The sequence below is a fragment of the Neorhizobium sp. 2083 genome (assembly GCF_031455615.1).
GTDB lineage: Bacteria > Pseudomonadota > Alphaproteobacteria > Rhizobiales > Rhizobiaceae > Neorhizobium.
The window spans coordinates 137,985-157,865 of sequence record NZ_JAVDTC010000002.1; the positions used below are offsets into that span (position 1 = coordinate 137,985).

Genomic DNA, 19,881 nt, shown 5'->3' on the forward strand with positions numbered 1-19,881 from the left:
TCTCAGGCGAGAGAAACCTGACGCGTTTCCGCATTGATCATCGTGGCGGCAATCGCCGCGATCACCAGCAGGCCGGCAAAGATGCCGATCGTCAGCCCGAGCCCCTGCACAACGACATAACCGACCAGCGAGGGCGCCAGCAGCCCGCCGAGGCGTGCCATGGCGCCGGCCGCACCCATGCCGGTAGCGCGCGACGCCGTCGGATAGAGCTCCGGCGTATAGGCATAAAGCGCACCCCAGGTGCCGAGCAGCGCAAAGCTCATGATCAGCAGCGCAGCGCCGACCAGCGTGGCGCTGGGCGCGACGACGAACATCAGGCAGCCGAGGGCCGAAAGCAGGCAAAAGCCGATCAGCGTCGGCTTGCGGCCCCATTTTTCGACCCCGTAAGCCGCGAGCGCGTAACCCGGGATCTGGGCGATGGCGACCAGAACCAGGAAACCGTAGCCGCGCACGAAACCAAAGCCCTCGCCGGCAAGCTTCGCGGGCATCCAGGTGAAGACGCCATAGTAGGAGACCGAGACGAAGAACCAGATCGCCAGGATCATGATGCTGCGCTGGCGCAGTTCCCCTGAAAAGATGCCGGTCGCCGCGACCGGCTGCGGCTGGACGAGGCTCGTATCGGCGCCGAGCGGCCGATGGCCGTTGACGGCGAGTATCCGGTCGACGATCGCCTTGGCCTCCTCGGCGCGGCCGGAGCGCAGCAGGTAGAGCGGCGATTCCGGCACCAGAAAACGCAGGCCGATGCCGGCGACGGCCGGGATGGCGGTGACCGCGAAGATATAGCGCCAGGCATCCGCGACGCCGGCAAGGCTCGCGGCCCAGGCGGCGAGTGCCACGATCAGCGTTCCGACCGCCCAGAAGCCTTCGAGCAGGACCAGCCAGCGCCCGCGGTTCCTGGCCGGCAGGAATTCAGCCATCATCGCATAATCGACCGGCAGCGTACCGCCGACAGCCGCGCCCGTGAGGAACCGCAGCAGAAGCAGGATGGTGAAATCGGGCGCGAAGATCGACAGCGTGCCGAACACCGCGTCGCAAGCGACGGTGACGATCAACACGCGCCGGCGGCCGATCCGGTCGGCGAGCCTGCCGAAACCGAGCGCGCCGAGAAGCATGCCGAGGAAAAACGCGGTCCCGGTCTGCAGCGCCTGCGGCACGGTGAGGCCGAAGGTCGCCGCGATCGAGGCTGCGGTGAAGCCGACCGCCAGGACCTGCATGGCGTCAGCCGTCCAGACGAGGCCGAAAATGCCCATCAGCCGCCGCTGATAGGTGCCTGCCCCGGCGCGGTCGAGCGCCTCGTCCATGGTGATTGCTGCCATCGGCCTGTCCCTCGCGCTATCCGAATCGTTCGGCCGGCATGGCCGACCGATCCTCGAAAGGATTAGAGGAATTGGCCTATTCGCGCCAGCCGATGACGCCTTTCAGACGCGGATGGACGTCCTCGCCGATCGGCACGACCAGAACCCGGCCGGGATCGACGGGGCCCGGGAACTCCAGCGCGTTATAGGCGACCTTCTCGAAGCCGAGCGGGCCGTAATAGGGCGGGTCGCCGACCAGGATCACCGCTTCGGAACCCTTGCGTTTCGCCGCCTCGATGGCGATCCGCACCAGTTCGCGGCCGATGCCCTGGTTCTTGTGCGACGGCCGCACCGCAAGCGGCCCGAGCAGATGGCCCTTCACCGTGCCGGCCAGAACCGGCGTCATCCTGACCGAGGCGATAGTTTCGCCATCGTCGGCGCAGACGAAGGAAAGCGCGCGGTCATGCGGCCCCTGCTCGCGGATGCGGGCGGCGGCACGGGTATGCCGGCCGGGGCCGAAGGCTTCCGCGTTGATAAGTTCGATGACCTCGTCATGGGACGAGTCTTCCGTGAGGTAAACGAGGTCGTGCTTGTAGAGAACGTTGTGCTGGGACATAGGGGTACCGAAGCCGTAGGATAAAGAGCGGAAAGGACAAGGGATATCGATGACGCCTTTGCTCGGCGTCTTGGTCGATGATCAGCGTCGTCGCAGTGCCCGTACTTCGGTCATTGAAAGTTGGTATCCCGAAAAAATGTGAAAAGCGACCTAGCAGGAAATTTTCAGCTCGTCCAACGCAAAAACACAGCGTTCATAAAATCCTGTCTCGCATTCGCGGGTCGGTGCCGTATCTATGGCCTCAAGGAAACTCCAAGGAGATCGCCATGGGCAGGCTCGTCGAAGGAAAGTGGCAGGACGTCTGGTACGACACCGAGGAAACCAAGGGCCATTTCAAAAGGGCCGAATCGCAGTTCCGCAACTGGGTGACTGCCGACGGCTCAACCGGTCCCTCCGGCAGGCAAGGTTTCAAGGCGGAGGCCGGGCGTTATCACCTCTACGTCTCCTATGCCTGTCCCTGGGCGCACCGCACCCTGATCTTCCGCAAGCTGAAGAAGCTCGAAGACCTGATCTCGGTCTCGGTCGTCGATTACTTGATGCTGGAGAACGGCTGGGAGTTCAAGAAACGCGACGGCGCCACCGGCGACCACCTGTTCGGCTCGGACTATCTTTACCAGGTCTACCTCAAGGCGGACCCGAACTATTCCGGCCGCGTCACCGTGCCGGTTCTCTGGGACAAACATCAGAATACGATCGTATCGAACGAGAGTTCGGAAATCATCCGCATGATGAACAGCGCCTTCGACGGGCTGACCGGCTCGACGGTTGATTTCTATCCCGAACCGCTGCGCGGTGAGATCGACGAACTCAACAAGGTCATCTACGACACCGTCAACAACGGCGTCTACAAGGCCGGTTTCGCCACCGCCCAGGACGCCTACGAGGGTGCCGTCACCCGCCTGTTCGAGACATTGGACATGCTGGAAAAACGCCTCGCCGGCAGCCGCTACCTGTTCGGCGACACGACGACCGAGGCCGACTGGCGGCTGTTCACCACGCTCTTACGCTTCGACCCGGTCTATGTCGGCCACTTCAAGTGCAACATCCGCCGCATCGCGGATTACCCGAACCTGTCCGGCTATCTTGCTGATCTCTATCAGCAACCAGGCATTGCTGGGACCTGCAACCTGTTCCACATCAAGCACCACTATTATGAGAGCCACAAGACCATCAACCCGACCGGCATCGTCCCCGCCGGCCCGATCTTCGATCTCGATGCGCCACATGGGCGGGAGAAGGTGAAACGGGCGGCTTGATTTGACGCATCCGCCCCTCCTCCGCCTGCCGGCACCTTCTCCCCGCACGCGGCGAGAAGGACGCAAGTGGCGCGCTCCCTGCCTCCAAAACCAAAGCTTGAGGTCGGCGAAGAACAGCGCGGCATCTGTCCTTCTCCCCGTCAGAACGGGGAGAAGGTGCCCGGCAGGGCGGATGAGGGGCAGCCCTTGCTCAACGCCTCAACACACCCCCTCACCAGTAATCCGCCCTCTCCGCCTCTCCACTCAGTTCCTTCAGCCGCCTCAGCGTCGCCGCGGTCGTGTCCTGCGGCAGCGCGTCCAGCGCAAAGAACCCGCTTTCGGCGATCTCCCGGTCCGGCACGCGCGGCGCGGTCTGCTCCACCGTCACCCGATACATCAGCACATGGTCACGCCGGCTGGCGTTGCGGTTGTAATAGGCGTGGAAAAGCTCGGTTCCGCCGACAATCTCCAGATTGCCTTCCTCGCGCAATTCCTTGCGCAACGCGTCGAGCGCCGTTTCCCCGCGTTCGACCCCGCCACCCGGCATGTACCAGCCGGGCACATAGGTGTGGCGGACGAGGAATATGCGGCCCTCGCGGTCGAAACAGGCAGCGCGCACGCCAAGCGTCATGCCGCGCGTCATCATGAAGAAGCGGTGCAGGAACCACACGACGATCCGGGTACGGAGCCCGCGTATTTCAGGCGCGCCCTGCCCGCTCATTCATAACTCCGGGAGCCGCCAGAAAATCGATAACGATTCTCACGTTCATGCGTTATGTGTGCGCCATGTTCAAATTCGCGCATATTTCCGACATCCATCTGGGGCCGCTTCCAAAACTCACGCTTCGCGAGCTTTTCTCGAAGCGGATCACCGGGTTTGTGAACTGGCACCGCAATCGGCGCAAGCACCTTTTCGTCAACACGCTCGACCTGCTTTTGAGCGATTTGAAGACGCGCGAACCGGATCAGCTTGTCATCACCGGCGATCTCGTCAACCTGGCGACCAGGATCGAGACGCGGCTCGCCGGCGAGTGGCTGCGCACCATCGGCGACCCTTATGACACGACGGTCGTGCCCGGCAATCACGATGCCTATGTGCCCGGCGCCCACGATAAGTCGGTCAACGAATGGTACCCCTTCATCAAGAGCGACGACGACCCGCCCGAATGGCCGGAAGACGACCATATCTTCCCGACGATGCGCCGGCGCGGCCCGCTCGCCATCATCGGCTGCTCGACCTCCAATGCCACCCTGCCCTTTTCCGCCTCGGGTTATTACGGCTCGCGGCAGGCCCGCGAAACCGTCAACCTGCTGAAGAAGGCGGGGGACGAAGGCTTCTTCCGTGTCGTGCTGATCCACCATCCGCCGATCCGCGGCGCCGCCTCCTCGCACAAGCGCATGCTCGGGATAAGGCGTTTCGCGGCTGCAATCTCGACCGGCGGCGCGGAACTGGTGCTGCACGGCCATACCCATCTCAACACGCTCTATTGGCTGCGAAGCCATAGCGGCAACGTGCCGGTTGTCGGCATCGCCTCCGCCTCCCAGGGGCCTGGCGGACACAAGCCGCGCGCGGCCTACAATCTCTTCACGCTTTCCGGCAAGGCCGGGGCCTGGAACCTGCTCTGCGAGCGTTATGGCCTGACCGAACGGGGCGACGGAGTGGCGCTCGACAACAGCCGGCTCCTCTACGGTGAAGAGCCCGCGGCGATGTCGATTCCCCAGGTCGCAAGAATGTTGTAGAAACAATGCAGTGATTGTTGCGGAATCGCCACAATCTCGTCATAGCTAATAGCTCGTTCTGGTTATCGCAGTATAGCACTAGGTAAATCGTCCCTATTCATGACCCAACCGAGCCCATCGTCCGATATCCGGCGCGATCTCGTAGCGCTCCTGCCGCGCCTGCGCCGTTTTGCGCTGACGCTGACGGGAAGTGCTGCCGAGGCCGATGACCTGGTGCGCGAAGCGGCCGGCCGGGCAATCCAGAAGAGCCATCACTGGAAGGGCGAAGGCCGGCTGGAAAGCTGGCTTTTCAGCATGATCCGCAGCACTTTCACCGATGAGGCCAAGAAGCGCCGGCGCGCCGACGCCAATGCCGCCGACGATTTCCCGCCCGAAAATTCCCGCCCGTCGAGCGCGCTTGCCTGCCTGCCGGAGGGGCTTGCGAGCGTCTTTCTGCTCGCCGACGTGGAAGGTTTCGCCTATGCCGAGGCGGCCGCCATTCTCGGCATCCAGCCGGATCTTTTCGCCGCCCGCCTTTGCGCCGCGCGTCTCAGCCTGGCAGCCGCCGCCGCCGAAACGAGCGAGCGGAGAGCGTGAGGATGAATATCCCCCAGCCGTCGCCGCTCGAATTGCGCCTCTCCGCCTTTGTCGATGGCCAGGCCGGAGACGAGGAGAGGCATGATGTCGAGGAACTGCTGGTCAACGACCCGCAGGCCCGCTCACTGCATGATGCGCTGAAGCGCGGCGCCGATCTCGGCCGGCGCGCCTTCGACGACATGCTCAAGGAACCGGTCCCGCTCGATCTGGTGCGCACCATCAAGAATGCGCCGCTGCCGCGCCGGGCCGTGCGCCTTCCGCAGGCCCCGCGTCCGACGCTGTCGTTCAAGCCATCCGGCCTGCAGACCATCGCCGCCTGCGCCCTGCTGTTCGTGATCGGCGGCGGCATCGGCTACATGATCGGCGGCAACCCGGCAGCATCGCAGTTTTCGATGCTGTCCATGCCGGGCGCCAGCAACCGCGACTGGCTGGACGATATCATCGCCCATTACCGGCTCTATGCACGCCAGACCAATCACCTCGCCGAAATCCCGGCCGAGCGGCCGGCCGACATCCTCGAATGGCTGACCACCAATACCGGCGTCGGTTTCCGTATCCCGGACCTCAGCGACAGCGGCCTGACCTTTGAAGGCGCCCGCCTGTTTGCCGCCGGCGGCACGCCGGTCGGCCAGCTTCTCTACCGGCGCACCGACGGCGACGGGGATGGGGACGTGATCGCCATTTCCTTCACCAAGCTACGGCCCGAGGGCAACCGCTCGATCGAGGAAATCCGCAACGACACCAGCCTCGTCTCCTGGGTCACGCCGCTCGCCACCTATATGGTCGTCGGCCCCTCTTCGGCAGCGGATCTGGACGACATCGCGGCGAAGGCTGCGGGGCTGATCTGACGCCGCAGATTGATCTGGCTCAAACAACCGGCCGACGACCGGACATAGCCTCCGTTCAAATCAACGGAGGTCCTTCATGCCAATCGAAACCATCGTCGTCGTCAGCTTCGTCGTCGCTGCTTTTGTCGTCTTCGCGGCGGCTCTCGCCTTTGCGAGCGTGACGTCGAGCAAATAGCCGCCCGCAGATTAAAGGATCTTTGGCCGACCGCGAACGCCGACAGCTCGCCAGCCATCCGTCATTGCGCGGGCTCGTCCCGAGCATCTGCTACGGTTGTTGATCGGCATGCCGCAGGTCGTCGGCACAGGTAGAGGATGCGTCGGCGAATAACGCCGCTCAAAAGTAAAGCCGCCTGAAGTTCTCAGGCGGCTCTCTTCGTTCCTGACAAACGGGAGCTTCAGCTTACCCCTTGGTGGCCAGCACCCGGTTCGCCGCCGAAACGATCGCTTCGAGCGAGGCGGCGACGATGTTCTTGTTGATGCCGGCGCCGAAGAGTTTTCCGTTCGGGTGTTCCATCTCCACATAGGCGATGGCGGATGCGTTCGAGCCGTGCTGCAGCGAATGTTCGGAATAGTCGGCGACCGAGAGCTCGATGCCGAGATAGCTGGACAGCGCGTTGATGAAGCCGTCGATCGGCCCGGTGCCCTGGCCCTCGATCCGCTTCACCTCGCCGCCGTCGATGATCTCGGCGGCGACCACGCGGATGCCCTTGTGGTCGGTGCCGGCCGGATAGGTGTGATGGTCGACGAATTTCAGTCGTGCGCCCGGCTGTTCCACGTAGCGCTCGATGAAATTCTCATAGATGCGCTTGGCGGGAAGCTCCACGCCCTCTTCGTCGGTGATCCGCTGGATCTCCTCGCGGAACTCGACCTGCAGGTTGCGCGGCAGGTTCAGGCCGTAATCCTCGGCCAGGATATAGGCGATGCCGCCCTTGCCCGACTGCGAATTGATGCGGATGATCGCCTCGTAGGACCGCCCGACATCACGCGGGTCGATCGGCAGGTAGGGCACTTCCCACACCGGATGGTTGGCGACCTTGATTGCCTTCATGCCCTTGTTGATCGCATCCTGGTGCGAGCCGGAAAAGGCGGTGTAGACCAGTTCGCCGACATAAGGGTGGCGCTCGGGAATGACCATCTGGTTCGAATATTCGTAGACAGCCTTGATTCGCTCGATATCGGAGCAATCCAGTTCCGGATCGATCCCTTGCGTGTACATGTTGAGCGCCAGCGTCACCACGTCGACATTGCCGGTGCGTTCGCCATTGCCGAACAGCGTGCCTTCGACGCGGTCCGCCCCCGCCATCAGGCCGAGTTCGGTCGCGGCGATGCCGGTGCCGCGGTCGTTATGCGGATGCAGCGAGATGATGATGTTTTCGCGGTTGTCGAGATTGCGGCACATCCATTCGATCTGGTCGGCATAGACGTTCGGGGTCGCCATCTCGACCGTCGAGGGCAGGTTGAGGATCAGCTTGTCCTCGGCAGTCGGCCTGATGACCTCGGTGACCGCATTGCAGATTTCCAGCGCCACTTCCAGCTCGGTGCCGGTAAAACTTTCCGGCGAATACTGGAAGCGAAAACCGCCGCCGGCCTTCGCCGCCATGTCGGTGATCATCTTCGCCGCATCGACGGCGATCTGCTTGATGCCGGCGACATCCTTGGCGAACACGACGCGGCGCTGCAGCTCGGAGGTCGAATTGTAGAAATGGATGATCGGCCTGTGGGCGCCTTCCAGCGATTCGAAGGTGCGGGTGATCAGTTCAGGCCGGCACTGCACCAGCACCTGCATGGACACGTCCTCCGGCACGCCGCCCTCTTCCACGCACCAGCGGGCGAAGTCGAAATCGGTCTGCGAGGCCGACGGGAAGCCGATCTCGATTTCCTTGAAGCCCATGTCGAGCAGCATGCGGAACATCCGGGCCTTGCGGTCATGACCCATCGGGTTGACCAGCGACTGGTTGCCGTCGCGCAGGTCGACCGAACACCAGATCGGCGCCTTGTCGATCACCTTCGAAGGCCAGGTGCGGTCGGGAATGTTGATGGTCGGATAGGCGCGGTATTTCACGGCCGCGTCGGGCATACCGGATTTCTGGCCGGATTTCGGGGAATGAGTCTTGGCGTCCATTGTCGTCGTCTCTTCTCGCTTCACGCGTCGCTCGGCATCCGTCAGAGGAATTGCCGTCAGGCGATGCGGACCTTTAGCGGTCTTTTGTGCTCAAGTCTTGAATGTTCGTGAGAGGAGCTCTTATGCCGGGCGGGCTTTCGGCCGCCGGGCGCTCCTCAACGGACCCGGCAACCGCGCGTAAGGTCGAGGCTAAGAAGCGAGGAAAGCGCAAATACCATCGTCCCGGCCGCGGTGCGGCGGGTAGACGAACGGTCGGACATGATTGCGCCTGTCATGGTCATGAGGCGCTTATAGCCGCTGGATCGGGCAACGGCAAGCCCACCTCTCCGGCTCGGGAAAATCCCCGCCGTCACTCGACCGTCACTCGAAATGCGCGAACTCGGGTCAGAATTTCACTTGACAGCCCCCGGACCTGATTTAAGGTTAATCAACCTATGGGGGAACATTCCATGGCTGGTTTTTCGTTCGTCGCGACCACCGCCCTGGTCGCGGTTCTGTCGGCTTTCGCCTTCGTCACGCTCCTGAAAATGCTGGACGGCAGCATCAGCATGAGCGGCATGCTGGCGACGGGAAAGGACCAGCCGAACGATCCGGAGCGCATCCTCATGCTGATCGGGACGATCGCCGGCGCCTTTTCCTATTTCTCCTATGGGTTGAAATCGATCGCCACTGGCGGAACGCTTCCGCCTGTTCCGCAGGAAGCGGTGATGGCCCTCGGCGGCAGCAATTTTCTCTACATTTTCGGCAAGATTTTTCGGCCAAGGAAGTGACCCAAGGGAAGTGACCATGTCCATTTTCGACCCGCAATTCATTTCGCGCCTCGTCGCCATCGTCGTCAGCATCATCGTCCTCGCGCTGGCTTTCGCCGTCATCCGGGCCATCTGGAAAAACGACATCAATCTCAATCACCTCCTCAGCGAATCGCCGCAGGCCGGCGCCCCGCCGGACGAGGTGCCGAAGGCGAGCCTCAGCCGCTTCCAGATGCTTGTCTTCACCTTCGTCGTTGCCGGGCTCTATCTCGTGCTTTCGCTCGAAACCGGGACACTCATCGACATACCCGAAGGAACCCTTGCACTGATCGGCATCAGCAGCGGTACCTATGTGCTTGGCAAGGTGATCAGCGGCCAGAAGCCGACACCGCCCGCGGCTCCCGCCCAACCCCAGCCGCCGGCTGGCCCTGAGAAACCGCCGACCACGAGAGCGACCGGCTGACGAAGCAACGGGAGAGCCTGATGCGCAGCGTATTTGGCATTTCAAACGGGTTGATGGCCGCGATCCGGCTTGCCGCCGCGGCAGGCTTGCTTGCCGTCGCGGCGGGCAATGCGCAGGCGGGCGAAGCACTGCCGGCGGACCTTCAGGCCTGCGCTTCGATATTCGATCCCGTCGGAATGCCGTCCGGCACGGATGGAGCCGACGAGCACGAATACACGTTCCAGAACGGCAGCGCGCCACCGGTTCCCAATCCGCCATTCCTCTATCGCTGCCATCTCGGCGGCTTCGCATTGCGGTTCAATGGCGTTACCAAGGTGCCGGATTGGGTTGCCGAGGATATCGTCCCTGAAGAAGTCGGCAGTGGCGCCGAACGCAGCGACGACTTCTTCGTCGACAAGACCTTGCCCGAAGGGTATTCCGCGCTGCTTTCCCACTACAAACACAGCGGCTACGATCGCGGTCATCAGGCGCCGGCGGGAGATTTTTCCGCGAGGCAGGATCTGATGGACGAGACCTTCGTGCTTTCCAACATGGGGCCGCAGGTCGGCGCCTGCTTCAACCAGGGGATCTGGCGCGAACTGGAAACAGCGATCCGCAACCTGCTGCCCACCCGCCCCCGTCTCATCGTGTTCACCGGCCCGATCTTCTCGGGCGCGTTGAAGACGGTCGACGACGTCAAGGCCGAACGTCAGGCCAAGGCGGCGAAGGTGGCCCGCCCGCCGACTGCATCCGCAACCAACGCCCCTCAATCCCCGACCACCGGACAGCCAGCCGCTCCGGCATCTTCTGCTGCCGGGCAACCGGTTCCGCCGGCATTCTCAGCCGCCGGACAGGCAACCTCTCCCGCATCCCCGACCACCGGAGAGAAACCGGCCGAGACACCCGCGGCCTCGACCGGCTCGGTGGCGATCCCGACGGCATTCTTCAAGATCGTCTATGCCGTGGAGGAGCAGCGGGCGATGGCCTTCCGCTTCAAGAACGAGGCGCGCTGCAAGACCTCCTATGCGGCGGACGAATTTCGCACGACGATCGACGCGATCGAGGAAGACACCGGGTTCGATTTCCTGCCCGCCCTGTCCGGCCGCCGGCAGATCGTTCTCGAAAAGCAGGTCTCGCCCTTCTGGACGTGGTGACCGGCGGGCCCTCTTCCCCCCCGTTCAAGCCCGGCGTTTCATCGCGCGCTGCAGCACCATCATCACTCCGCCGGCCACGAGGCCCCAGAAAGCCCCGGAAATTCCCGCAAAGGCGAGGCCCGAGGCGGTCACGAGGAAGGTGATCGCCGCAGCCTCCCGCGTCTCCGGCTCTCGATAGGCGGCAAAGGCCGCGTTGGAAAACGCGCCGATCAGCCCCAGTCCGGCGACCGCCTGCAACAGGATCGGCGGCGCCAGCGACACGAAGGCGATGATGCCGCCGGCGATCAGGCCGAACACGATGTAACCGAAGCCGGCGACGATGGCCGCCCAGTATCGCCGGGCGGGATCCGGATGGGCATCCTCGCTGGCGCACATCGCCGCCGTGATCGCGGCCATGTTGACCGGCACGCCGCCGACGAGACCGCCAAGGATCGAAAAGATGCCGGTGCCGGCAAACATCACGCCCGGCGGCGGTTCGTAGTGATGCACCTTGAGGATCGCCATGCCGGGGATGTTCTGCGAGGCCATGGTGACGATGAACAGCGGCAGCGCCACCGAGATCGCCCCGTGAAGGGTGAAGACCGGCGTGATGAAGGTCAGGTCGGGATGGATCGCCGCGCCGATCTGCGCCATCGCGTCCGGGGCAAGATCGATGCCGAAGATCAGCACCAGGATCAGCGCCCCGAGCGAAGCCGGCACCGCCCACAGCCGCCAGCGCGAAACCACCACCATCCAGGTCAGCACGATCGGCAGGCCGAGCGCCGCATTGAAGGCGACGGCCTTCACCGGCGCGAGGCAGAGGCTCAGGAGGATGCCGGCAAGCATGGCATTGGCAAGCGGCGCCGGGATCAGCCGGATCGCCCGGCCGAGCGGCCGGAACAGGCCGGAGAGAATGATCAGCACGCCGCAGACCACGAATGCGCCGACGACCGCCGGAAAGCCGCCTTCGATCACGCTGATGCCGGACAGCAGCGCCGCTCCGGGCGTCGACCATGCTATGCTGATCGGCATCCGGTACCAGCTCGAAAACACGATCGCCAGCACGCCCATCGAGATCGATTGGGCCAGAAGCGCCGAGGCGATTTCCGGTGCACTCGCACCCATCGCCTGCAGCCCCTGCATGATCACGGCAAACGAACTGATGAACCCGACAAAGGCTGTGAGCAGCCCCATCATCAGGGCCGAAACGGAAAAATCCTTGAACATGCGGGACTCGTGAATTTGAAAGTCGGCAATCGAGCATAAGCCCGACCGCAAAGGCAAGGCGCGTCTGCGGCAAAAGGGTACGGTCGGGGCGAAAGCTTTGGACGGCAGCGGGCGCCCCGCCCTTGCCGGACAGCCGTCTCTTTCCCTTCATGTCTGCGAATATTCGCATCTGTTGATAATTTCGAAGGGGTTTGACGGTAGGCTCGGAACTGTGCGCCCGTTGCTTCCGGCCGGTCCGGCCACGCTGCCCCGGGTCACATCGAACACCCCGGGAACCCAATGACGGCATCGCCAGTTCACCAAGCGCCAAGTACCGATATCGGAGGGGAAACCGGATTTTCCCGCGATCAGCTTTATTTCATTCTGTCGGCGCTCCCGGATCCCTGCTTCGTCCTGACCCGCAGCGGCCGTTACGCAGCGCTCTTCGGCGGCAAGGACACCCGCTTCTATCATGACGGCAGCCATCTCGTCGGCAAGAGCCTCTACGACGTGCTCGTCTTCGAAAAGGCGCACCGTTTCACGCGGGAGATCGAAAAGGCGCTCGCCTCGCGGGCCCTGCACATTATCGAATACAGCCTAGCCGGCAGCGACGTGAAGGGGCTGCAGAACGACGGGCCCGACCATCCGATCTGGTTCGAGGGTCGCTTGCAGGCCCTTGATTTCCAGGTCGACGGCGAGGATGCGATCGTCTGGGTGGCCAGCAACATCACGGAAAAGAACGCCGTCGAGAACCAGTTGCGCCATCAGAGCGAGACCGACGAGCTGACGGGCTTCTTCAATCGCCGCAAGCTGATGGACGTGCTCGCCCTGAAATTCGAGCTTTTTCGCGAAGAGCATATCCCGACATCCGTCTTCATGTTCGACATAGATCATTTCAAGACAGTCAACGACGAACTTGGACATGCGATGGGCGATGCGGTGCTGAAGTCGATCGCAGGCGTCTGTCGCCAGGAATTGCGCAAGACGGACTTTCTGTCACGCCTCGGCGGCGACGAATTCGTCGTGGTGATGCCCGCCACAAGGCAGGAGCACGGCACCGTCATCGCCAACCGGCTTCGACAGCGCGTCGCCACCGAGGTCAGGGAGACGCTTGGCCATCATGCCACCATCAGCGGGGGCCTGAGCGAATTCCTGGCGGCGGATGCCTCCTGCGAGGACATCCTGAAGCGCGCCGACGACGGCCTCTACCGGTCCAAGCGCGCCGGCCGGAACCAGATCAGCGCGGTATGATCCCGACATTCCCCGTTCGGCGGTCGCCGGAATCCTTTGCCCGAGGCAAAGGGCCATCCCGGCCGCGCCCGTGAGGAGCCGGATCGCAGAACCGCAGCCTGTCCGCGCCTTGCAGCGGCGAGGACAAGCCACCGCCGGAAGCGTTATTTCAGCGGCAGGAACAGGTCCGCGACCGCCTCATGTTCCGGCACCTCCGGGACGAAGCTCAGCCGCTGGCAATAGATCGGAAAGTCGCGCGCTTCCTCGCCGCTTTCCGGAAGCCAGTCGCGATAAAGATAGAGCGCGGCGGGCTCCAGATTGTCTGTATTGCCGACGACGCGCAGCACGGCGCAGCGCCCGCCGGGGATCTCGCCGGCTTTGACCTGCTCGCCGTTCGCCTCGATCGGCCGGCCGGTCCCGGCACAGAGGTCCACGCTGTAGTCGGCAGGCGACGCAGGCCGCCGCTCGGATCGCCAGACGTTGAACGTCGGACTTATCCTGGGGTGGAGGCCCGCGGCCCTGCGCCACGCGATAAACCGCTGGAGGGTAGCACCAAGCGTCGCCGGATCGCCGCGATGCTCCATGATCGCCACCGGCGTCGCAGGGACGTTGCGAATCGTGACGTCGTCGGGGGTATAGGTCTTCTGCATGAGCTTGCTCCTCGCGTTGTCGAGAGGCCCGAAGGCCGAAAGCCACGGCTCCCAGTCGGGAGACTTCCGGAACGACGACGGCGATTGCCCGAACCGTTGCCGAAAGGCGCGGGCGAAGGCGTCAGGCCCCTCATAACCGGCATCCATCGCTATATCCGTGACGCTTTGCGCATCCCCGTAGGCCAGCCGGTATGAAGCGCGCTTCATGCGGGCGAGCTGGATATAGCGATGCACCGACAGCCCGAACGTCGCCGTGAACTGCCGGTGGAAATGATATTTCGAGTAGGCGGCAACGCTGCTCAGCGCCTCCAGGTCCAGATCGTCGTCCAGATGCCGGTCTATGTGGTCCAGCACCCGCTGCATCCGGGCGTGGTAGTTCTGAAGCGCCGCCCTCATCGTTTCGTCCTCCGTGGCAGCACCAGCTAAACGCTACCGGACATGCTCCGCTTGACCGATCTTGCGGTTTTGTCACGGGTTGCGGACTATTGCCGAGTCCGGTTCAGGCGCTCGCCTCGTTTTTGCGCGTCATGCCTCAGTTGACCTAGGCGTAAATTAGACAATCTTAAATTTTGTCGGCGACAGTGGGGAATACCATTGGAAGTCTCCATGATCTCGCTGCCATTCATATCGAAATCGTCTCGTCTTGAGTTCTTCGGCCTCGGCTACTTCTTCCCGGCTATCCTGGCTGTAGCCGGAATGCTGGTCGGGATAGTCCGCGCCGACATCGAGAAACGCGAGCAGTATCATGGGGCGGAGCAGGTCAAGGCAGCCGAGCAACTCGCCAAGGTGGCGGCGAGCCTCGAGACCAATATCCATGGCAACGTCAACCTGATCTACGGGCTGGTCGCCGCGATTGCCGCAAACCCGAATATCAACCAACCGCAGTTCACGGCGCTTTCGGAGCGGATTTTCGACGTGCCGTCGCAGTTGCGCAATGTTGTCGCCGCCAAGGATCTGGTGGTCGGCCTGGTCTATCCCGAAGAGCAGAACAAGAAGGCCCTCGGCCTCGACTACCGCACCAACGAGCTCCAGAGGGGCGCGGTGATGAGGGCCATCGAGAGGCGGTCGCTGGTCATCACCGGCCCGGTCAACCTGGTTCAGGGAGGCCAGGGGCTGATTGCCCGCTACCCGGTCTTCTCGCTTGCCAATGGCCGTTTCTGGGGCGTCGTTTCGGCCGTCGTCGATCTCGACCGGCTTTATGCGGACAGCAACGTCAACACGGAGCGCCAGACGCTGGACATCGCAATCTCCCAGCGGCCCATTCCCGCCGAACGGGACGTGTTCCTCGGGAGCTGGGCGGTGTTCTCGCAAGATCCCGTCAAGTCGAGGATAGATCTCGGTTACGACACCTGGTATCTCGCCGCGGTTCCGAGGGGCGGATGGCAGGGCTTGCCCCCGGACATGTTCGGCTTCCGGGTCACCGCGCTTCTGATCGCCCTCGGCATCGCCATACCGCTGATCTGGGCGGGCCTGTTGATGAAACAGCGCCACCGCAACATCCTCGCACTCCAGCAGCGCGAGGAACAGCTGGAAACCCTGTCGCAACGCCTCGAACTGGCGCTCCAGGCGTCGGGCGTCGGCGTCTGGGAATATGAACCTTCGACCGACACGCTGATCTGGGACAAGCGCATGCGCGAGCTTTACGACGCGCCGCCGGACCGTACTGTCAGCAAATACGCCGACTGGCGCAGCGTGCTCCATCCTGACGACGCCGAAGCCGCCGAAGCGCAATTCCGCAAGGCGCTCAGGGATGAGACGAGCTACAGCACCGAGTTCCGCGTCGTGTCCGGCAGCGGCAATATCCGCCACATCCGCGCCCACGGCGCCACCTACCGGACCACGAGCGGTATCAAGCGCGTGGTCGGCGCCAACTGGGACGTCACCAACGACGTTACGCTGCATTCCGAGCTTCGACTGGCACAGACCAAGGCAGAAATGCAGAACGACGAGCTGCGCTCGGCAAGACGCACGCTCGAACATCAATCGCTGCACGATGCCCTGACCGGCCTGCCGAACCGTCGCTTCCTCGACCAGTTCATGGTCGCCGGAGAAGACCAGGCTGCCGGCCACCGGCTGGCATTCATCCATATCGATCTCGACCGCTTCAAGGAGGTCAACGACACGCTCGGCCACGCTGCCGGCGATGCCGTCCTCAAGGCGGCCACGTCCCGCCTGCTTGAACTGATCGACCACGACGAGTTCGCCTCGCGCATCGGTGGCGACGAATTCGTCGTGGTGACCGGCGGCGCGGACCCGCAGCGCCGGGCCGAATATCTTGCCCAGTCGATCGTCACGACCCTTGCCCGCCCCATCGATATCGGCGGACATCAATGTCGCATCGGCTGCAGCGCCGGCATCGCCTGCCAGACCGATACGGGCGAGGAACTGAGCCAGCTGCTGATCAACGCCGACATCGCGCTTTACGAAGCCAAGAAGCGCGGACGCAACCGCGTCGAAGTGTTCTCCAAGGAGCTGCGCTCGGCGGCCGTGCTGCGCAAGCGGATGTCCGACGAGTTCCTGACCGCGCTCGAGAGCGACGAGATCATCCCGTTCTTCCAGCCGCAGTTCGACGCGCACTCGCTTGCCATCGTCGGCGTTGAGGCGCTCGCCCGCTGGCAGCATCCCAAACGCGGCCTGCTGTCGCCGGACAAATTCCTGGCGATCGCCGAAAGCCTGCACCGGGCGGCCGATATCGATGCGATCATTCTCGACAAGGCGCTCTTCCAGTCGGCGAGATGGCGCGCTCTCGGGCTCGACATCCCGCATCTCTCGGTCAACATCTCGGCGCAGCGCCTGAAGGACGAAAGGCTGTTCAAGCGGCTGGCCGAACTGCCCATCATTCCCGGATCCCTGTCGTTCGAACTTCTCGAATCGATCTCCTTCGAGGATCAGGACAAGGAGCTGCGGTCCGCCATTCTCAATCTCAAGTCACTCGGCATAGAGATCGAGATCGACGATTTCGGCACCGGCCACGCCTCGATCGTCAGCCTCCTCGAACTGGGACCCAAGCGCCTGAAGATCGACCGCAAGCTGATCGCCCCGCTCGAAGCCGCGGGTTCGCAGCGCCGGCTGGTCGCCTCGATCATCGAGATCGGCCGCTCGCAGGGCATCGAGATCGTCGCCGAAGGGGTCGAGACCACCGCGCATGTGGACATCCTGCGCAATCTCGGCTGCCAGGTCCTGCAAGGCTACGTGTTTGCCAAGCCGATGCCGGCCAACGAGTTTGTTGCCTTCGCGACCGACTGGCAGGCCGGCAACCGTTCACCCTTCGCATCGCCGGCGACGATTTCGAGATAGGCGAACTGCCTGCGAAGAAAATTCAAAAACCTCGCACGTTACCTGTTGACCCGGCCCCTGGGGCTGCCCCGATAGGAGGAGCGGTCAACAACCGACGAGGTGATTCCTTGAGTTCTTCCGCACACTACCTGAACCCGTCCGACGCCGCAGACAGGCTCGGCATTTCCCAAAAGGCGCTGCGCCTCTACGAACAGCGCGGCCTGATTACTCCAGTCCGCACCGCGGCCGGATGGCGCACCTATGGCCCGGCAGACATGGCCCGCGCCGGCGAGATCGCCGCGTTGCGCGCCCTCGGCCTCAGCCTCGCGCAGGTGGCGCGCGTGCTGAAAGGCGACACGCAGGAGCTCGCTCCGGCGCTCGCCGCCCATCAGGCAAGGCTCGAAACGGAGGCCCGCCGGATCGCCGAAACCGTCGGAAAGGTCCGCATCCTGCGCGCGGGCCTTGCCGGCGGAGAGCCGCCCCGGATGCAGGAGCTCGCCCGGCTGGCGCGGCCGGCCTGCGAGGTCGTCGCGACGTTCGAGCTTCCCTGGCCCTGGGGCGGCGAACGCTTCGAGCTCAGGGATGTCAGAGCGATCAACTACATCATTGGCCCGCTCGGCAGCGGCAAGACACGCTTTGCCAAGGCGATCGCCGAACACCTGCCGGGCGCGATCTTCGTCGACCTCGACCGGGCCGCAAACGATGCGGCCGACGCCCGTGCCCGGATGGAAGCCGATCCGGTCCTGAAGCAACGCGTCGAGCAAGCACTCGCCTGGCTCGTCGAGGAAGGCGCGACGGCAACTCCTGCCCTTAGAGCCCTCCTCGTCGCGATCGAAGCCGACGATACCCAAATGCCGGTCATCGACATGATCGAGCAGGGCCTCGACCAGGCCTCTCAGGAGGCAATCGCCTCCTACTTGCGCAATCGCGGGTCCGGTGCCCGTCCGCTCTTCATCATGACCCGCTCCACGGCGATCCTCGATCTTGGTGCCGTCGGCCGGGACGAGGCTATCATCCTTTGCCCCGCCAACCACAGCCCGCCGAGCCGCGTCGCGCCGATTCCGGGAGCGCCGGGCTACGAGGCCGTCGCCACCTGCCTTGCCGCTCCCGAGGTCCGCGCCCGCACCGAAGGCGTCATCGCCTGGCGTCCACAAGTGGCATAGGCTGCAGAGACGAAAGCCTGGCGGATTGGTCCGTCAGGCCACGCTCCGCGCCGAGCAGTCGGCACGCAACAAAAAGCCCCGCCGGCATTCACCGGCGGGGCTTTTTCATTCAAATGACCTGAGCGATCAGATTTCGCTCTGCGACGTCACGATCTTTGAAACCAGGCCGTAGGCCTTGGCTTCTTCGGCCGACAGCCAGTAGTCGCGGTCGGTGTCCTTGGCGATCTTCTCGACGGGCTGGCCGGTTGCTTCCGAAAAGATCTTGTTCAGCCTTTCGTTCATCTTGATGATTTCACGGGCCTGGATCTCGATGTCGGATGCCATGCCGCGGGTGCCGCCCGACGGTTGATGAAGCAGGAAGCGGGTGTTCGGCAAGCAGATGCGGCGCTCCTTGGGAGCGGACACGTAGATCAGCGCGCCGGCCGATGCGACCCAGCCGGTCCCGATCATCCACACCTTCGGCTTGATGAACTTGATCATGTCGTGGATCGAGTCGCCCGATTCCACGTGGCCGCCGGGCGAGCTCACATAGATGCGGATGTCGTCGTCGCTGGCGGCCGAAAGCGCCACGAGCTGGGTGCAGACCTTCTGCGCCAGTTCCTGGGTGATCGTTCCGTAGATGAAGATCGAACGCGACTTGAAAAGATTCGCTTCCGTTTCCTTGCCGAGCGGCAGTTCCTTGGTCTTGTCGTCCTTGTCGTCTTCGTCGTCGAGCACGCTGAGAGTCTCCTGCATCAGATTCATCTACCGGACATAATGTGTTCGCAGCCGTAAAACAATGGAGCTCGGAGTCTAAGACGGCACCTTCCACGGACTAAGGTGAATGACGTAGTACCGAGCCGTTTGCAGCGGCAATTGTCGATGGACAGCCATAAAGCGCTTGCCTATCCTCCGACACCATTCCGCATGCAGATAATTTCCAGGAGACCCAGATGCTGAAACGCCTTTCGCTCACCGCCGCCATTCTTGCCGCCGCCGCAGCGCCCGCCTTCGCGCATCTCAATCCGGAAGAGCACGGCTCGTTTCTCGCCGGCTTCTCGCACCCGCTGTTCGGCGCCGACCATATCCTGGTCATGGTCGCGGTCGGCCTCTGGGCGGCACAGATCGCCACCGGCAGCAATCGCAATGCGCTCTGGATCGTCCCCGCAGCCTTTGTCGGCACCATGGCGCTCGGGTTCCTGCTGGCGCTCGTCGGCATCGGCCTGCCCTTCGTCGAGCCGGCGATCCTCGCCTCGGTGATCGGGCTCGGCCTGCTGGTCGCAACGGCGGTGAAACTGCCGGTGTCGGCGGCAGCCGCCGTCGTTGGCGTCTTCGCACTCTTCCACGGCCATGCCCATGGCGGCGAACTCGGCTCGGCAGGCGCCCTTCAGTTCGGCATCGGCTTCATGATCGCCACCGCCCTGCTTCACGCAGCCGGCATCGCGCTCGGCCTCGGCATCGCCCGCTTCAGCCCCTATATCGCCCGTATCCTCGGTGCGGCCACCGCACTTCTCGGCCTGTCGCTCGTCTTCGGCTGAACCCGAAGATTACCGAAATGTAAGGGATTCCGGCTTTGAAATGCCGGAATCCCTGCTTACCTTCTTGCCCACGGCAAACGCCT

The 19,881-nt window shown here is 63.5% G+C and carries 18 protein-coding genes; 11 read left to right on the forward strand and 7 right to left on the reverse strand.

Annotation, left to right across the window (positions count from 1 at the left end; translation table 11 throughout):
* Window positions 1-2: 2 nt before the first annotated feature.
* Together J2X76_RS08740 and J2X76_RS08745 are read right to left on the reverse strand one after the other, a co-directional pair.
* Complete coding sequence (locus tag J2X76_RS08740) at window positions 3-1,316, reverse strand: MFS transporter (RefSeq protein WP_310215041.1); 1,314 nt, start codon at window positions 1,314-1,316, stop codon at window positions 3-5.
* Between the two features lie 76 nt (window positions 1,317-1,392).
* Window positions 1,393-1,911 (reverse strand): GNAT family N-acetyltransferase, encoded by a 519-nt coding sequence (locus J2X76_RS08745; protein WP_113128400.1) that lies wholly within the window; start codon window positions 1,909-1,911, stop codon window positions 1,393-1,395.
* Window positions 1,912-2,177: 266 nt separating this feature from the next.
* On the opposite strand from J2X76_RS08745, the gene J2X76_RS08750 reads away from it, so the two are divergent.
* A complete protein-coding gene (locus J2X76_RS08750; protein ID WP_310215043.1) occupies window positions 2,178-3,167 on the forward strand; it encodes a glutathione S-transferase family protein in 990 nt (329 codons plus the stop codon).
* A gap of 211 nt (window positions 3,168-3,378) precedes the next feature.
* Here the strand turns inward: J2X76_RS08750 and J2X76_RS08755 are convergent, their stop codons facing one another.
* The gene (locus tag J2X76_RS08755; RefSeq protein WP_310215045.1) at window positions 3,379-3,867 is read right to left on the reverse strand and encodes an NUDIX domain-containing protein; all 489 of its coding nucleotides are present in this window, start codon (window positions 3,865-3,867) and stop codon (window positions 3,379-3,381) included.
* 65 nt (window positions 3,868-3,932) lie between these two features.
* Between J2X76_RS08755 and J2X76_RS08760 the strand changes: the two genes are divergently transcribed.
* From J2X76_RS08760 to J2X76_RS08770, 3 genes are all read left to right on the forward strand, one after another.
* Window positions 3,933-4,886: a metallophosphoesterase gene (locus tag J2X76_RS08760; protein WP_310215047.1), complete on the forward strand. Its 954-nt coding sequence runs from the start codon at window positions 3,933-3,935 to the stop codon at window positions 4,884-4,886.
* A gap of 99 nt (window positions 4,887-4,985) precedes the next feature.
* Entirely contained in the window at window positions 4,986-5,462 is a 477-nt protein-coding gene (locus J2X76_RS08765) for an RNA polymerase sigma factor (RefSeq protein ID WP_310215049.1), read from the forward strand.
* A gap of 2 nt (window positions 5,463-5,464) precedes the next feature.
* Complete coding sequence (locus tag J2X76_RS08770; RefSeq protein WP_310215052.1) at window positions 5,465-6,310, forward strand: anti-sigma factor; 846 nt, start codon at window positions 5,465-5,467, stop codon at window positions 6,308-6,310.
* 400 nt (window positions 6,311-6,710) lie between these two features.
* Here J2X76_RS08770 and leuA read toward each other — a convergent pair whose 3' ends face one another.
* Window positions 6,711-8,432: a 2-isopropylmalate synthase gene (gene leuA, locus J2X76_RS08775; protein WP_310215053.1), complete on the reverse strand. Its 1,722-nt coding sequence runs from the start codon at window positions 8,430-8,432 to the stop codon at window positions 6,711-6,713.
* A gap of 449 nt (window positions 8,433-8,881) precedes the next feature.
* Here leuA and J2X76_RS08780 point away from each other — a divergent pair, with 449 nt between their 5' ends.
* The 3 genes from J2X76_RS08780 to J2X76_RS08790 are packed head-to-tail and all read left to right on the forward strand — an operon-like array spanning window position 8,882 to window position 10,777.
* Window positions 8,882-9,202 carry a hypothetical protein gene (locus tag J2X76_RS08780; protein WP_310215055.1) on the forward strand — a complete coding sequence of 107 codons (321 nt, stop codon included), beginning with the start codon at window positions 8,882-8,884 and terminating at the stop codon, window positions 9,200-9,202.
* 16 nt (window positions 9,203-9,218) lie between these two features.
* A complete protein-coding gene (locus J2X76_RS08785) occupies window positions 9,219-9,644 on the forward strand; it encodes a hypothetical protein (RefSeq protein WP_310215057.1) in 426 nt (141 codons plus the stop codon).
* Window positions 9,645-9,664: 20 nt separating this feature from the next.
* Window positions 9,665-10,777, forward strand: a complete 1,113-nt coding sequence (locus J2X76_RS08790; protein ID WP_310215059.1) for a DNA/RNA non-specific endonuclease — start codon at window positions 9,665-9,667, stop codon at window positions 10,775-10,777.
* Window positions 10,778-10,801: 24 nt separating this feature from the next.
* Here J2X76_RS08790 and J2X76_RS08795 read toward each other — a convergent pair whose 3' ends face one another.
* Window positions 10,802-11,983: a benzoate/H(+) symporter BenE family transporter gene (locus J2X76_RS08795; protein WP_310215062.1), complete on the reverse strand. Its 1,182-nt coding sequence runs from the start codon at window positions 11,981-11,983 to the stop codon at window positions 10,802-10,804.
* A 279-nt stretch (window positions 11,984-12,262) separates the two neighbouring features.
* Between J2X76_RS08795 and J2X76_RS08800 the strand changes: the two genes are divergently transcribed.
* Window positions 12,263-13,213, forward strand: a complete 951-nt coding sequence (locus tag J2X76_RS08800; RefSeq protein ID WP_113126727.1) for a sensor domain-containing diguanylate cyclase — start codon at window positions 12,263-12,265, stop codon at window positions 13,211-13,213.
* Between the two features lie 143 nt (window positions 13,214-13,356).
* On the opposite strand, the gene J2X76_RS08805 is transcribed toward J2X76_RS08800, so the two are convergent.
* Window positions 13,357-14,238, reverse strand: a complete 882-nt coding sequence (locus tag J2X76_RS08805; protein ID WP_113286178.1) for a GyrI-like domain-containing protein — start codon at window positions 14,236-14,238, stop codon at window positions 13,357-13,359.
* Window positions 14,239-14,448: 210 nt separating this feature from the next.
* Here J2X76_RS08805 and J2X76_RS08810 point away from each other — a divergent pair, with 210 nt between their 5' ends.
* Both J2X76_RS08810 and J2X76_RS08815 read left to right on the forward strand, forming a co-directional pair.
* Window positions 14,449-17,139, forward strand: a complete 2,691-nt coding sequence (locus J2X76_RS08810; protein WP_310215067.1) for an EAL domain-containing protein — start codon at window positions 14,449-14,451, stop codon at window positions 17,137-17,139.
* 107 nt (window positions 17,140-17,246) lie between these two features.
* Window positions 17,247-18,281, forward strand: coding sequence for a MerR family transcriptional regulator (locus J2X76_RS08815; protein WP_310215070.1), 1,035 nt, complete (start codon window positions 17,247-17,249; stop codon window positions 18,279-18,281).
* Window positions 18,282-18,407: 126 nt separating this feature from the next.
* Here J2X76_RS08815 and J2X76_RS08820 read toward each other — a convergent pair whose 3' ends face one another.
* The gene (locus J2X76_RS08820; protein WP_113126767.1) at window positions 18,408-19,016 is read right to left on the reverse strand and encodes an ATP-dependent Clp protease proteolytic subunit; all 609 of its coding nucleotides are present in this window, start codon (window positions 19,014-19,016) and stop codon (window positions 18,408-18,410) included.
* A 197-nt stretch (window positions 19,017-19,213) separates the two neighbouring features.
* Between J2X76_RS08820 and J2X76_RS08825 the strand changes: the two genes are divergently transcribed.
* A complete protein-coding gene (locus J2X76_RS08825; RefSeq protein WP_113126723.1) occupies window positions 19,214-19,798 on the forward strand; it encodes a HupE/UreJ family protein in 585 nt (194 codons plus the stop codon).
* Window positions 19,799-19,881 lie beyond the last annotated feature (83 nt).

Coding starts and splice junctions, on each gene's coding strand:
- J2X76_RS08740 (WP_310215041.1), bottom strand. CDS start 1,316: ATGGCAGCAATCACCATGGACGAGGCGCTCGACCGCGCCGGGGCAGGC.
- J2X76_RS08745 (WP_113128400.1), bottom strand. CDS start 1,911: ATGTCCCAGCACAACGTTCTCTACAAGCACGACCTCGTTTACCTCACG.
- J2X76_RS08750 (WP_310215043.1), top strand. CDS start 2,178: ATGGGCAGGCTCGTCGAAGGAAAGTGGCAGGACGTCTGGTACGACACC.
- J2X76_RS08755 (WP_310215045.1), bottom strand. CDS start 3,867: ATGAGCGGGCAGGGCGCGCCTGAAATACGCGGGCTCCGTACCCGGATC.
- J2X76_RS08760 (WP_310215047.1), top strand. CDS start 3,933: ATGTTCAAATTCGCGCATATTTCCGACATCCATCTGGGGCCGCTTCCA.
- J2X76_RS08765 (WP_310215049.1), top strand. CDS start 4,986: ATGACCCAACCGAGCCCATCGTCCGATATCCGGCGCGATCTCGTAGCG.
- J2X76_RS08770 (WP_310215052.1), top strand. CDS start 5,465: ATGAATATCCCCCAGCCGTCGCCGCTCGAATTGCGCCTCTCCGCCTTT.
- leuA (WP_310215053.1), bottom strand. CDS start 8,432: ATGGACGCCAAGACTCATTCCCCGAAATCCGGCCAGAAATCCGGTATG.
- J2X76_RS08780 (WP_310215055.1), top strand. CDS start 8,882: ATGGCTGGTTTTTCGTTCGTCGCGACCACCGCCCTGGTCGCGGTTCTG.
- J2X76_RS08785 (WP_310215057.1), top strand. CDS start 9,219: ATGTCCATTTTCGACCCGCAATTCATTTCGCGCCTCGTCGCCATCGTC.
- J2X76_RS08790 (WP_310215059.1), top strand. CDS start 9,665: ATGCGCAGCGTATTTGGCATTTCAAACGGGTTGATGGCCGCGATCCGG.
- J2X76_RS08795 (WP_310215062.1), bottom strand. CDS start 11,983: ATGTTCAAGGATTTTTCCGTTTCGGCCCTGATGATGGGGCTGCTCACA.
- J2X76_RS08800 (WP_113126727.1), top strand. CDS start 12,263: ATGACGGCATCGCCAGTTCACCAAGCGCCAAGTACCGATATCGGAGGG.
- J2X76_RS08805 (WP_113286178.1), bottom strand. CDS start 14,238: ATGAGGGCGGCGCTTCAGAACTACCACGCCCGGATGCAGCGGGTGCTG.
- J2X76_RS08810 (WP_310215067.1), top strand. CDS start 14,449: ATGATCTCGCTGCCATTCATATCGAAATCGTCTCGTCTTGAGTTCTTC.
- J2X76_RS08820 (WP_113126767.1), bottom strand. CDS start 19,016: ATGCAGGAGACTCTCAGCGTGCTCGACGACGAAGACGACAAGGACGAC.
- J2X76_RS08825 (WP_113126723.1), top strand. CDS start 19,214: ATGCTGAAACGCCTTTCGCTCACCGCCGCCATTCTTGCCGCCGCCGCA.